We start from the raw sequence: 12,869 nt of genomic DNA, 5'->3' as shown, positions 1-12,869 counted from the left end.
TGGCTCGGGCGGCACGACGGAGCACAGTGGGCGCATGAAGCGACTCTCGGACGTGAAGCGGATCGGATTCGGCGCGATGCGGCTGACGGGGCCGGGCATCATGGGCCCGCCGGCCGACCCCGACCAGGCGCGCGCCGTCCTGCAACGGGCCGTGGAGCTCGGCGTCGACCACATCGACACCAGCGACTACTACGGCCCGTACGTCGTCAACGACCTGATCCGCGAGGCGCTGCACCCCTACCCGCCCGAGCTGGTGCTGGTCACCAAGGTCGGGGCGCGCCGCGACGACGACGGCGGCTGGCTGCCGGCGTTCGAGCCTGACGAGATCAAGGAGGCCGTCCACGACAACCTCGGCCGCCTGGGCGTCGAGCGGATCGGTGGGGTGAACCTGCGGTTCATGGACGGCTGGGAGGGCGACTTCGAGAAGCAGTGGACCGTGCTCGCCGACCTGCAGGCCCAGGGACTGGTGTGCGACCTCGGGCTGAGCAACTGCACTCACGAGCAGGTGCGCATCGCGCAGGACATAGCCCCGGTGTCGATGGTGCAGAACGCCTACAACGTCGCACACCGCGAGGACGACGAGCTCGTCGACTCACTCGCCGAGCAGGGCGTCTTCTACGTGCCGTTCTTCCCGCTGGGCGGGTTCAGCCCGCTGGCGATCGACGCGGTGCACGGCGTGGCCGAGAAGCACGGTGCCACGCACATGCAGGTCGCTCTCGCCTGGTTGCTGCAGCGCTCGCCGAACATCCTGCTGATCCCCGGCACCAGCTCGGTCGAGCACCTCGAGGAGAACCTCCGCGCCGGCAAGCTCGCGCTCGACGAGGACGACCTCGCCACGCTCAACGCGGTCGGTCGCTGACGGCAGGCGTCAGGCGGGGACGGGCTCCGGCTCGCCGAGCAGGCCCTCGCGTCGGGCCACCAGCACGGCGGCGCCGATCGTCATGGCGACGGCCGTCGCGTTGAGCACCAGCACGGAGACGCTCTTGACCAGCACGAACGTCTCCAGCGACTGCGACTGCAGCAGCCAAAGTGTCATCGTGGCCTTGCCGATGCACAGCAGCGCCCAGCCGAGCGTGAGGTACCAGAACAGCCGGCGGATCCGCGGCCGCACGTGCAGCTCGTCGTCCATCGGGTAGAAGTCACCGGCGAGCCGGGCGACCATCGGGCGGGCGGTGCCCATCGAGACCAGGAACGTCAGCCCGAGCAGCCCGTCACTGATGATCGGCTGCAGGAAGTACAGGTAGGTGCTGTCGGTGGCCAGCGCGACCAGGGTCCGGGCGGTCATCACCACCGCGGTCAGGATCAGCAGCCCCGACGTACGCCGGCGGGTGACCGCGCGCCACGCGATCGCGCCGTAGGACCAGGCGAGCGCGGCGAAGATCGCCACCCACACGCCCTCGAGCCGCAGGCACACGTAGAACACGGTCGCCGGCACGGCGCACGCGATCAGCAGGCTCAGCCCGACCCGGCGGATCACCGCGCCCAGGCAGGGCCGGTGGGCCTCGGCGGCGCTCGCCGGGACCGGGACGAGGGTGGCGGTGCCGGAAGTCGGCATGGGTTCCTGTCTCACGACGTGCGCGAGGGGATCCCGCGCTTCCACTGTAGGCCGTGCCCGGCGGCACGGTCACCGAAACTGATCGGCGGGCATGATGTGAACATGAGCCACCCGCGTGCAGGACAGCCCGCTGAGCCCTCCGACCTCGTCGACGTCGCGCACCTCGTGACGGCGTACTACACCGGCGTCCCCGACCCGGAGAACGTCGATCAACAGGTCGCCTTCGGCACGAGCGGGCACCGCGGCTCCTCCTTGCGCACCGCGTTCAACGAGACGCACATCCTCGCGACCACGCAGGCGATCTGCGACTACCGGCGCGAGCAGGGGTACGACGGGCCGCTGTTCCTCGGCCGCGACACCCACGGGCTGTCGGAGCCCGCCTGGGCGACCGCGCTGGAGGTGCTGGCCGCCAACGACGTGACCGTGCTCGTCGACGACCGCGACGGCTACACGCCCACGCCGGCGGTCTCGCACGCGATCCTGCGCGCCAACGGCGGCCGACTCGGTCGTTCCTCGGGGCCGGGCTCCGGGCTCGCCGACGGCATCGTGGTGACGCCCTCGCACAACCCGCCGACCGACGGCGGCTTCAAGTACAACCCCCCGCACGGCGGACCCGCCGACACAGACGCGACGTCGGTGATCGCGGCCCGGGCGAACGAGCTGATCCGGAGCGGCCTCGGCGGGGTGAAGCGGGTCCCGTTCGGTCGCGCGCGGGCCGCGGCCGCGCCGTACGACTATCTGGGGACGTACGTCGACGACCTCCCGAACGTCGTCGACCTGGCCGCGATCAAGGACGCGGGCGTGCGGATCGGCGCGGATCCGCTCGGCGGGGCGTCGGTGCACTACTGGGGCGAGATCGCAGAGCGGCACGGGCTCGACCTGACCGTGGTCAACCCGCTGGTCGACGCGACGTGGCGGTTCATGACGCTCGACTGGGACGGCAAGATCCGGATGGACTGCTCCTCACCGAACGCGATGGCGTCCCTGATCGCACAGCGACACTCCTACGACATCGCGACCGGCAACGACGCCGACTCCGACCGGCACGGCATCGTCACCCCGGACGCCGGGCTGATGAACCCCAACCACTACCTCGCGGTCGCGATCGGCTACCTGTTCGGCGGGGCGCGGCCGGGCTGGCCCGCGGGCGCGCGGATCGGCAAGACGCTGGTGTCCTCCTCGATGATCGACCGGGTCGCGACGTCGATCGGGCGCGAGATGGTCGAGGTGCCGGTCGGGTTCAAGTGGTTCGTGCCGGGGCTGATCGACGGGTCGTTCGGGTTCGGCGGCGAGGAGTCGGCCGGGGCGTCGTTCCTGCGGACCGACGGCTCGGTGTGGACGACCGACAAGGACGGCATCATCCTGGCGCTGCTCGCCTCGGAGATCCTGGCGCGCACCGACCGATCCCCCTCGACGCACTACGCCGACCTGGTGGCCCAGCACGGGGAGCCGGCGTACGCCCGCATCGACGCCCCGGCCACGCGTGAGCAGAAGGCCGCCCTCGGCGCGCTCTCCCCCTCCGACGTCACCGCCACCTCGCTCGCCGGGGAGGAGATCACCGCCAAGCTCACCGAGGCGCCGGGCAACGGCGCGAAGATCGGCGGGCTCAAGGTGACCACCGAGTCCGCCTGGTTCGCGGCGCGGCCCTCGGGCACCGAGGACGTCTACAAGATCTACGCCGAGTCGTTCCGCGGCCCCGACCACCTGGCCCAGGTGCAGGAGGAGGCGCGCGAGGTCGTCAACGCCGCGCTGGGGTGATCTCGCCTCTGCGGAAGGTCAGGCGATGGCCAGCATGACCCGGCCCTCGGGTGCCTCGGCCCGGCCCTTGAGGAGCTGAGTCACCGCGCTGAAGCCTGCCTCGGTGGCGAGGCCGGTGAGCTCCTCCGCCGAGTCGTAGAGCGTGTGTCCCGCGGCGGGGAAGGTCCGTTGAGCCATCGCCGGCATGTCCTGCCGGAGCTGGTAGCCGAGCGCGATCAGGCCCCGTGGCCTCAGGAACCTCCGGATGTGGGCCAGCTCGGCCGCAGGGTCCACCCAGAAGTACGCGACGTGGTTCGCCATCACGATGTCTGCGGGTTCGCACGCGCTCAGTGCCGACACGCTCCCCTCGCGGAGCGTCAGCCGGCCGGCGGCAACGGCCGACCGGTTGCGCCTCCCTGCCTGGGAGAGCATGACCGGAGACAGGTCGATGCCCCAGACGTGCGCACGGGGGAAGCGGGCGAGCAGGGCCTCCAGGCCGACCCCGGGGCCGGGCCCGAGCTCGGCGACGCGCTCGACCGCGTCACCCTGGAGTGCCCCGGCCTGGTCGACCACCCACCGGCTGAGCGCCGCGTTGCCCCGTGCCATGGCACGCCCGACGAGTGCACCCAGCAACCCGGACGGACGACCGAACTGCTCCGCGAGGCCCATCCCGTCATTGTCTTCACCGGCCGACGCCGGCGGAAGGCGCCGGCCGGTTCGGATCCCCGGGCCGGACCGTCATGTCGTCGAGACGCGCCGTGCTTCTGGCGCCGCCTTCCTCAGGCCTCGGGGACGAAGACCTTGCCGGTGAGCGTGCTCGGCGCGAGGTCGATCAGGACGTCGACCGGAGCCGTCACGACGACGGTGGCATGTCGGCTGGCCGGCCAGCGGCCGGCTGCCCCGTGCGGCTCACCCGGATCTCGTCGCGAAGCTGCCAGTACGTGAACGCACCCCAGACCACGCCGAACACCAGCGCCTGCACCACGAGGCCGGCCGCTGTGCCGAGGGACGGCTCGCCGTCGGCGACCGCTGACCAGACAACGGTCACGAGCAGGAAGACCCCGGTCACACCGAACATCGACGCCGCCCAACGGGCGCGAGGATCGGCGATGTCGAGGAGTGCCACGGTCAGATGGTGCCACTCTCAGCACCGAAGGTTACGACCTCCGCAGCGAGGCACTCTGCCCGTTCCGGCGCGAATGGGAGGCGGTCGCCCTCGCGGCGCCCCGGCACGCCTCGGTTGACGCCTCGACCGGGCTCTGGGCCCGCTCGGCGTCATCGACACGACGGTAGCCATGACCATTGCGGCGCGCCGTGCGCCGCCGCGGGGACCGCAACCTCTCTCTGAAGAAGTCCAGCCGCTACAACCGTCTGACTCCGCGGCCTTGACCACGTGACGACTGTCACATATAATCGAGCACATGTTCGATCTCGAGTCTGCTCTCGGCGCCGCTCCGGTGGCGGCCTGGACGCGCGCGCTCGCCGAGACGAGCCTGGGCACCGACCGGGCCGGACTGGTCGAGGAGATCCGGGCGCTGGAGGAGCTCGTGTGCGCGGCGCGGGCGCGGCAGGCCCGCCTGGCCTCGGCGTTCGACGTCCTCGAGCAGGAGCGGCAGTCCGCGGCCGGCGCCCGTGAGACGGAGCTCGGGCGTGGGATCGCGGAGCAGGTCGCACTCGCCCGGCGCGAGTCTCCCCACCGCGGCCGCCAGCACCTCTCCTTGGCCAGGATCCTGCCCGAGCTCCCGCACGCCGCCGAGGCGTTCCGCCGCGGCCTGGTCACCGAGTGGCGGGTCACCATGATCGCCCGCGAGACCGCGTGCCTGGACCGCGAGGCCCGCACCACCATCGACCGCGCGATCGCCTCGGACCCCGACGCGTTCGCCGGCTACTCGGACCGCACGGTGCTCGCCGAGGTCCGCAAGCTGGTCGCCCGGCTCGACCCCGCCGCCGTGGCCGAGCGGCGTCGCCGCGCCGAGGCCGAACGCCGGGTCACGATCCGCCCCGCCCCGGACACCATGGCCTACCTGACCGTGCTGCTCCCGGTCGCCCAGGCCGTGAGCACCTACGCCGCCCTGGTCCGCGACGCCGACACCGCCCGTGCCAGCGGAGACCCTCGGGGCCGCGGGCAGGTCATGGCCGACACCCTGGTCGCCCGCGTCACCGGCGCCTCAGCCGGACCCGACGGCCGCCCCGTGGTCCCGGTCAGCGTCGGGATCGTGATGTCCGACCGGGCCCTCTTCGCCGGCGCCCACGACGACGCCGCCCTCGAGGGCCACGGCCCGATCCCCGCTGGCCTGGCCCGCGAGCTCCTCACCCAGGCCCTGGACGCCAGGACCCGCACCTGGGTCCGGCGGCTCTACCGCCACCCCGGCACCCACGAGCTGGTCGCGATGGACTCGCGCCGCCGTTGCTTCCCCCGCACCCTCGCCGGGTTCCTCCGCGCCCGGGACCAGTGGTGCCGCACCCCGTGGTGCGGCGCTCCGATCCGCCACTCCGACCACGCGGTCCGCGCCGCCGACGGAGGCCCCACCGACACCGACGACGGCCAAGGCCTCTGCGAAGCCTGCAACTACGCCAAGGAAGCCACCGGCTGGCACCACCAACCCCGCCCCGGACCCGACGGCGCCCACACCATCGAGATCACCACTCCCACGGGGCACCGCTACGACTCCCGCCCGCCGCCGCTCCTCGGCCCTCACCCCGACCAACCCGCCTACCACCAGACCCGCCCCGGCCACTGGGAACGCATCGCCTGACGCGGAGGAGGCGCTGAGGCGCGACCCTGTGGCAGGACGCGGTAAAGCCGGCCACTTCGGGCGATCCAATCGCGGAAAGACGCGACCTAAAATTGCCCTCGCAGCGGCACCAGGGGCTCGCAGTCGCTGGGGACCCGCGCGGCCTCGATGCCTCAGCCACGCGTCAGGAGGACGACGTGCCCCCACCTCCAGTGGCCAGTCGAAGTGCCTTGAAGGAACGCGGTGCCACGCTGGGCCGCTGGGTGCCCGGATCTACGGCGTCATTGCAGCCGCCGGGGCGCCGACTTCTCACATGGTCGCCGGGTTGGTCCGCCGTTTGAGGAAGGCACGGTCCGGTGAAGCGATGTCCTCGATCATTGTCCGGATGGGGCGCGCGGGCACGCGCTGTCAGGAGAGCGATCTGCTACTGCCGCGCGCGATCTGCGGACCGCCAGGTGAAAGGACGACCGAGCAACGTCATGCCACTCGCTAGTGCCGCAGACGGGCCTCGTCGTTTGCCTCGACCACACGAGTGTTTAGTTCGCTACCGAACTCCGGCAGATACTCCTCGTTCATCACATGCACCTGACACGGCTTGCCGCTCGCGTCGTGTCCCCGCACCACGGCCCACGGGACCTCGATCAGAGACACTGCGTCGTCGTCGCCGAGTCGGCACGTGATCAGGGGCGCCGCGGTGACCACGGCCGGCACGATCACGACCGCCCGCTTCTGAGCCGATCCCTGCCTCTCGAGGTACGTCTGGCGTCGCGCTTCCGAAGCGGACAAGACCTGACGCACTGCGTCGCCGGCGTGGTTCGTGCTATCGCCATGCGCCGCTGCTATGTGCGTTGCCACCTGTCGTGCATTGAATGGTGGAGCGCCGATCCACATCTCGTTGAGTGGGGTCAACACGGTTGCGAACGGCCCGTGCGCGAAGTAGGACCAGCTCTCCAGCGATCCGCCTTTGGTCACCCGCCGGTCGTAGAAGAGCACCCAGGGGTGCTTGACGCTGCTCTTGCATTCGACGACGAGTTCGATCGCGCACGGGACCCCGCTCTCGCCGATCCACGGAAAGTTGGCGAGCACGTCGCCTTCGCGCTGCACCTTCGTGTTGAAATCGGTGTACACGAACGATTGCTCCACTGGTCCGGCGCCAGCTTGCCGGAGCTTCCTGGCTGTGCGCAGCTCCAGGGCCCGGCCGCTCGTGTTTAGCCACTTAGCTACGCCATCCAGCAAGCTCGCTTCACCCATGGCCCGATTCTTGCGGGCGGGGCCAGTGTCCGTGAACAACGCGCCGGACGGGCTGCGCCGGACTATCTGGGGCTGCGCGGGACGGCGGGCCGACCCGCGACCGCGGGCGTCGGGCGATCGTCCTGAGACATCACGTTTATGGCGGGGCACAGTTTATGGCGGGGCAGGATTTGAACCCGCGACCTCTGGGACCCCTGGGGCTAAAGAGGTTCACTACTGATCGTCTTCGGCCCGCTCCGATCGCCGTCGTCCATAAAGAGATCGGCAGCGTTGTCGGCGACGCCGTCACTCTAACTCTTGATGCGACCACTACCGACTACTCCAAGACGGGCCCGCCGCGGCTTTACGAACCATAGGAGCGTCGCGAGGTGACCAGTCTTCTGCCGCAACTTGACTCTATGACCGCACTAACGACAGCAAGCCAGATCAGTGGGTCGCCCAGTCAGAATCGAAGGTCATCGGACGCACGACCTTCTCGACGAACGCGATCTCTTCGTCAGTCAGTCTGTACTTGGCGTAAAGGGCGTCATCGGTCCACGCCTTCGACCAGTCCTGAGTAGGCACAAACGCGTACACCTTGCGCGTCGTGTTTTGCGAGGGCTTGCGCAGCAGGATGAGGAATCGAGTGAGTCGGCAGGCGAGGTAGGAACCCATGCTCTCGGCCTCGGCGCGTGAGTCAGACCCGCCGATCCGCAGATAGGTCTCCGAGGAGACGCTCCCAGGAGCGCCTAGGAACGGTGTGCTGATCACCATGCCCGGATAGGTGTCCCGGTTGCCGGTGCCCGGGGCGAGGAAACCGACGAACACCTTCCACTTGTCGATCATGGCCAAGCCCGACGGGACGTCAGCGCGCTTCATCGAGCCGTTCTTCCCTGCCTGGTACACGGTGACCTGGCTCTTGCCTCGGGCAGGTATGGCGGGAGCCTTGGGAATGTCGCCGAACGGCCGTCGCGGACTGACGAGCTCCATGAACTGCTTCTCCGAGGGGAGCGCCAGGCTCTCTCGTTGTCCGGTCTCGACCTCGATGACCTTCTCGAGGATCGACAACCCCTCGTTGAAGCGCACGAACACGTCAGCACCCGGCATCAGCAGCGGTCGAGTCGCTGTCGAGTCCTCCCAGCCCTGATGGTGGGTGGTGATGCGGCAGTCACCTGGGTTGTCCCGGTCCCAGAGGAAGTAGCAGATCCCACCCTTGAGACCCACGTCGGTGAAGACGTCCGACGACGCCAGGTAGTCGTCGATCGAGCGCACGCGGGTATCGGTCAGCATCTCCTTCCGAAAGTCGTCGAGCACCTTGCCGCCCGTGAACCACCGCGACGGCACGACCATGCTTATGAGACGAGGACTCAGAGCCTTCGCCTGCTCGACGAACAACGGGTAGATGGGCATGGCGGACGTACCGCTTCCGCCCCCGTCGTTTCGGTGGTATGGCGGGTTCCCCACGACTGCGCCGAACTTCATAACGCCTCTTCCCTTCCCGAACGCGGTCTGAAGTTCCGCTGGAGCCGACGCGAAGTCGGAGGCGGTGAATGTTGATGACACCTGGGCGGTGTCCAGACCGAGGATCTCGTAGAACCTGCGAGTGAACTCGTAGGCGATCGGGGACGTCGGGACGGAGAAGATCGCCGACCCGGCGATGGCAGCGTCCACATTGAGCTCGTTGACCAGTCGGTCGTAGACCGCCAGTGCGAACTCGCCCGACTTGCTGCCGATGTCTAGGATCTTTTCGCCGCTCTCGACCGCGAGTCTCAGTTGATCTCCCGGGAGATTGCCGACCAGGTCTTCGCACAGGCTGGACGGGGTGCGGACCTCGGCGTCGGACATTCTGGTGAACTTGTTGAGCGCGCTGACCGCGCGATCGATCGGATCCAGTGTCTCGTCCCGGACGAGCTGGGAGATGTTCTGGATCTTGTAGTCGAGCCGGGTGAGCTTGAACGGGTCAAAGGCCCCGAGCATCACCCGGAGCAGGTCTACGTCGAGGCCGAGGTTGGCGGCGATCCTGGCGTTCTCGCCCACCGTCGCTTCCGCGATGACCTCCTCCAGGGAGCCGACGCGGTTGGTCGACAGCATCGCGAAGAAGAGGATGCGCTGGTAGTAAGTCTGAAGCCTCCGCTCTAGTGACCTGAGCTCGTCCAACGACGAGTTACGACCCTTCGGGTCCGCAGGCCCATCGACGCCGTCGTCTTCTTCGTCGCTCCTGCCCGGCGGCGTCGTGACGTCGAGGTCGTCTCCCTCGCCATCGACTGCGTTCAGCGTGAGTCCCGCCTTGCTGCCGATCTCTGCCTGGAGCTCGATGGCGCGAAGGATGTCACTATTGGCGAGCAGCCCCACATCGGCCGGAACGTCCCGTGCCTCGTCGGCGATGCTGCGGGCCCGGTTGTATTCGCTCACCGCCTCGAGCACGTTCGCCGGCTGGACCTCGCGGATCTGGTTGTTGTCGACTGTGATGATTGGCGAGATTCGAAGGTCCTCGCGAAGGCGCTCGGCAAGCTGAGCGTTGCCTGCCTGGGCCGTGTTTACGTTGGACATTAAGGATCGCTGCTCCTGCATCCGGAACATGCGATGGGGATCGAAATCCACGAGCAGCGTCTGGGGCTTGAGGTTCACCTTCACCACTTCGTCCTGGCCGCCCTCGGCGTCGACCGAGCGGACGAACTGGCTCTGGAGCCGGAAGGTAGCCTGGTCGTACTCCTGGGGAGATGCCGTGTCCTTGAAGTAGATCATGGTGTCCCACTGCTCGACCGTGCTGCCGGTAAGCATCCGGTTGACTGTCAACGTGATCGTCTTCCGGCCTTCCTCGTCGGCCCTCGCGATGGCAGCCTTGACCGACTCGGGCGTGGGGTAGCGCCGCTGGTCCTCGTGGCCGGAGATGTTGACGATCTCGAACTTGTCCAAGTTCGTGAACTCGTTGGCGCGATCGCCCAGCAGTGCCTTCATCGCGTCGCAGGAGGCCCGGTAGGGAAGGACCATGACGAGGTGTCGACACATCTGGCCCTGCTTGAGCTTGGCGTAGTCGAGGAAGCCAAAGACGTGTGGATCCTGCTGGGTGCCGTCGATGGCGTGTAGGAGATCGAGCACCTCGGCCTCGTGCTCGAAACGCTGGTGGAGGCCACCGCTCGTGTCTCGCTTGATCGAGCGCGGCTGGAGGAGCGCCGAAAGTGCGTATGTCGCGCCGCGCGCACGGAGCTCTTCGAGCTTGCGGCGCGACGACTCGTTCGGGTTGAAGGCGAATCGCACCATCTGGGGAAAGCCGAAGTACGGGTTGTCCCATTCGTCGTCGTCCGGATGGTCGGCGTCCCACTGCTCCTGCTCGCGAACGATGTCCGCGAACTGCACGAAGGCGACGATGTCCTCTGGGGTGAACTCGCTCCCCATCAGGATCCTGTAAGGGGATCCGGACAGGTGCAGCCGGACGCGGGCGTCAAAGCCCTTCAGCTGCTCCTCGGCGTACTCAAGGTCCACGACTTCCTGCCCTAGAGCAGTTTCCGGCCGCTCCGTGGCCTGCTTTGCCTCCCTCAGCACCTCACCGTACTTCTCGGCTCGGGCCCCGAAGTGGGTCTCGTCGATGAGGAGCAGATCGACCTGGTTGCTGAAGACCTCGCGATGCTTCCTTTTGATCTCATCTCCCTGGAGGTCCTGCAGGGTCAGGAAGATGACCACGCAGTCGTTGGTCACGCGAGCGTTCCTGATGGCTTTCGGGTCGTCTAGCAGTGCGTTGGAATCGAGGAAGGCGAAGCCCTCGAAGTTGCCCGCTGACTGGACGGTCTTCTTCCACTCCGTCTTGACATCGGCCTTGCCCGACACCACGACTACTGTCGTCGCGCAGGACTCCTTAGCGCACATGAGCGAGGTGAACGTCTTGCCATAGCGCATCACGGCGTACATCAGGAGGTTGGTCCGCCCGCTGGCAACTGCCCGCGTGAAGTTGTCGACGGCCACTCGCTGGTTCGGGCGCAACTCCCACGCAGCTCCGCGTCGGTACTCATGGGTCAGTGGCAGCCTGAGTTCCGAGCCGAAGAAGGTGTAGCGGCCGCTGTTATCGGCGTGATCACGCGTGATGTCCTGGATCGCGGCCTGAACGTCGGAGACCTCGGTGTCAGCGAAGAACTCGTTGCTGTAGTAGACGCCTGCTTCCAACGCGCTCGCGTCCAGGCGTTGCCGGCCCCGGTCGTGAACGAGGAAATCGTGCACCGCATAGTCCCGGAAATACACGTCGCCCGGGAGGGAGGCGGGGTGCCGGAACTGCTCCTCCAGACCGTGGTACCTGAGTCGCCACTCGTTCAGGCGTCGGTCCACGCTGCGGTAGGTGTCGCCGATCTTCAGGAAGTTCGGCACGCTATTGGTGACGAACGCGTAGATGTGTGGGGTCGTCCGTCCCACAATGAGCTCGTCGAGAGCCTCGAGATTCTCAACCACGTTCGTTGGCCCTCGGGTTCACAAGGTCCTGGTAGCGGTGAACCCGGACCTGACGCCAATCGCGCACGATGCACGGGTGGGTAACCCTAGTTGCCTCGTCGTCGAAGAGGCCCAACTGACTGTCGATCGTCGGCGGGATCTGGAACGGAGGGTGGAAGGTTATTGCGTCCATCTGCCAAAGGTTCCAGGAGATGATCTCGCCGATCCGCAACAGCTCGGCGAGCGGTGGCATCGATCCCAGAGCGCTGACGCTGGACTCGACGTAGGTCGCCAGCAAGTTCTCGCGCGCTAGAAGAAGGTTGTCTCCCTGAAACTCGAAGGCGTAGACGCTCTCGAACGCGCGACGAGCCCACTCGAACCACTCGGAAGGGTCGGATGCATTCTCCGTGACGACCCGAAGCTTGCGATCGAGCAGCCCGATCCGGCGGCTGAGGTCGATCGGCTCGCCAGTCGTCGAGTCGTAGCGGCTGACCAGGTACGGAGCCTCCCCGCACGCCGCCTCGAGACGGCGCTCGTCGACGTACGTGCGCCACGTCCTGTCACCGTCCCGAGCGAATCGAATCGGTTCAGTGTTTACCTCCCAAGACCTGTCCGAGGCGTGGTTAAACACTCCGGACCTGCCGAACCAAGCGTCGTCACACAGATTGTTCTGCTCGTTGCAGAGCCACGATGGCGTGAAGACTTCGCCGCGCCCCCTAGTGCGATCCGAGCGCAGCGCCTGGGCCTTGTGGATCCGCGGCTGGACCACTCGCGCGTGGACTCCGGTGATCGCGTGCGGAGTCACCTCGTCGGATGCTTGATGCCCGGGACCGAAATCAGCGTAGTGATCCGTGGCCCAGATGATGTTCCGTCCAGTGGTTCGGTCCGCCAGCAACACCTTCAGGATCTCCGGATACTCCGTAGCAAGGAACTGCTCCTCGACGTCGACCGCGATGAAGGCCTCGAGGAGACGCGTCGGAACCGCGAGCGCGCCTGCGCCTGCGCCTGCGCCTGGGGCAGGGGTATCCCGTTGCTCTGGAATGTTGTCGAGCGACTGCTGGGCAAATGCTGACATGACATCCCCATCCTGCCCGACCACGCCGACATGTTTGGCACGTTGCGCTCCCTGGGCAGCCCCAGCCGTTAGAACCTCGACGATTGTATGACCCTGCGCGCAGGGCGACCCATGGGCCAAG

At 67.7% G+C, this 12,869-nt stretch carries 9 protein-coding genes; 3 read left to right on the top strand and 6 right to left on the bottom strand.

Features of this window, described 5'->3' with window-relative positions; genetic code table 11:
* Nucleotides 1-34 precede the first annotated feature (34 nt).
* Nucleotides 35-859 (top strand): oxidoreductase, encoded by an 825-nt coding sequence (locus AC3ANS_RS00665; protein WP_488294255.1) that lies wholly within the window; start codon nt 35-37, stop codon nt 857-859.
* Nucleotides 860-868: 9 nt separating this feature from the next.
* Here the strand turns inward: AC3ANS_RS00665 and AC3ANS_RS00660 are convergent, their stop codons facing one another.
* Nucleotides 869-1,555 carry a VC0807 family protein gene (locus tag AC3ANS_RS00660; RefSeq protein WP_488294254.1) on the bottom strand — a complete coding sequence of 229 codons (687 nt, stop codon included), beginning with the start codon at nt 1,553-1,555 and terminating at the stop codon, nt 869-871.
* A gap of 102 nt (nt 1,556-1,657) precedes the next feature.
* Between AC3ANS_RS00660 and pgm the strand changes: the two genes are divergently transcribed.
* Nucleotides 1,658-3,313 carry a phosphoglucomutase (alpha-D-glucose-1,6-bisphosphate-dependent) gene (gene pgm, locus AC3ANS_RS00655; RefSeq protein ID WP_488294253.1) on the top strand — a complete coding sequence of 552 codons (1,656 nt, stop codon included), beginning with the start codon at nt 1,658-1,660 and terminating at the stop codon, nt 3,311-3,313.
* Between the two features lie 18 nt (nt 3,314-3,331).
* On the opposite strand, the gene AC3ANS_RS00650 is transcribed toward pgm, so the two are convergent.
* Nucleotides 3,332-3,961: a class I SAM-dependent methyltransferase gene (locus AC3ANS_RS00650; protein ID WP_488294252.1), complete on the bottom strand. Its 630-nt coding sequence runs from the start codon at nt 3,959-3,961 to the stop codon at nt 3,332-3,334.
* Between the two features lie 184 nt (nt 3,962-4,145).
* Entirely contained in the window at nt 4,146-4,418 is a 273-nt protein-coding gene (locus AC3ANS_RS00645) for a hypothetical protein (RefSeq protein WP_488294251.1), read from the bottom strand.
* Nucleotides 4,419-4,713: 295 nt separating this feature from the next.
* On the opposite strand from AC3ANS_RS00645, the gene AC3ANS_RS00640 reads away from it, so the two are divergent.
* Nucleotides 4,714-6,048 carry an HNH endonuclease gene (locus AC3ANS_RS00640; protein ID WP_488294250.1) on the top strand — a complete coding sequence of 445 codons (1,335 nt, stop codon included), beginning with the start codon at nt 4,714-4,716 and terminating at the stop codon, nt 6,046-6,048.
* A 468-nt stretch (nt 6,049-6,516) separates the two neighbouring features.
* Here AC3ANS_RS00640 and AC3ANS_RS00635 read toward each other — a convergent pair whose 3' ends face one another.
* The 3 genes from AC3ANS_RS00635 to AC3ANS_RS00625 all read right to left on the bottom strand — a co-directional run bounded on the left by AC3ANS_RS00635 (nt 6,517) and on the right by AC3ANS_RS00625 (nt 12,772).
* Nucleotides 6,517-7,278, bottom strand: coding sequence for a hypothetical protein (locus AC3ANS_RS00635; RefSeq protein ID WP_488294249.1), 762 nt, complete (start codon nt 7,276-7,278; stop codon nt 6,517-6,519).
* A gap of 426 nt (nt 7,279-7,704) precedes the next feature.
* The gene (locus AC3ANS_RS00630) at nt 7,705-11,694 is read right to left on the bottom strand and encodes an Eco57I restriction-modification methylase domain-containing protein (protein ID WP_488294248.1); all 3,990 of its coding nucleotides are present in this window, start codon (nt 11,692-11,694) and stop codon (nt 7,705-7,707) included.
* Complete coding sequence (locus AC3ANS_RS00625) at nt 11,687-12,772, bottom strand: hypothetical protein (RefSeq protein ID WP_488294247.1); 1,086 nt, start codon at nt 12,770-12,772, stop codon at nt 11,687-11,689. Before AC3ANS_RS00625 ends, AC3ANS_RS00630 begins: the two co-directional genes overlap by 8 nt.
* Nucleotides 12,773-12,869: the final 97 nt, after the last annotated feature.

The sequence above is a fragment of the Nocardia sp. 149-1B genome (assembly GCF_057747975.1).
The sequence above is the reverse complement of the archived record's forward strand: the minus strand, read 5'-3'. Positions and strand labels throughout refer to the sequence as shown.

Excerpts from the sequence above, each read along its gene's own strand:
- AC3ANS_RS00665 (WP_488294255.1), top strand. The coding sequence starts at position 35 with ATGAAGCGACTCTCGGACGTGAAGCGGATCGGATTCGGCGCGATGCGG.
- AC3ANS_RS00660 (WP_488294254.1), bottom strand. The coding sequence starts at position 1,555 with ATGCCGACTTCCGGCACCGCCACCCTCGTCCCGGTCCCGGCGAGCGCC.
- pgm (WP_488294253.1), top strand. The coding sequence starts at position 1,658 with ATGAGCCACCCGCGTGCAGGACAGCCCGCTGAGCCCTCCGACCTCGTC.
- AC3ANS_RS00650 (WP_488294252.1), bottom strand. The coding sequence starts at position 3,961 with ATGGGCCTCGCGGAGCAGTTCGGTCGTCCGTCCGGGTTGCTGGGTGCA.
- AC3ANS_RS00640 (WP_488294250.1), top strand. The coding sequence starts at position 4,714 with ATGTTCGATCTCGAGTCTGCTCTCGGCGCCGCTCCGGTGGCGGCCTGG.
- AC3ANS_RS00635 (WP_488294249.1), bottom strand. The coding sequence starts at position 7,278 with ATGGGTGAAGCGAGCTTGCTGGATGGCGTAGCTAAGTGGCTAAACACG.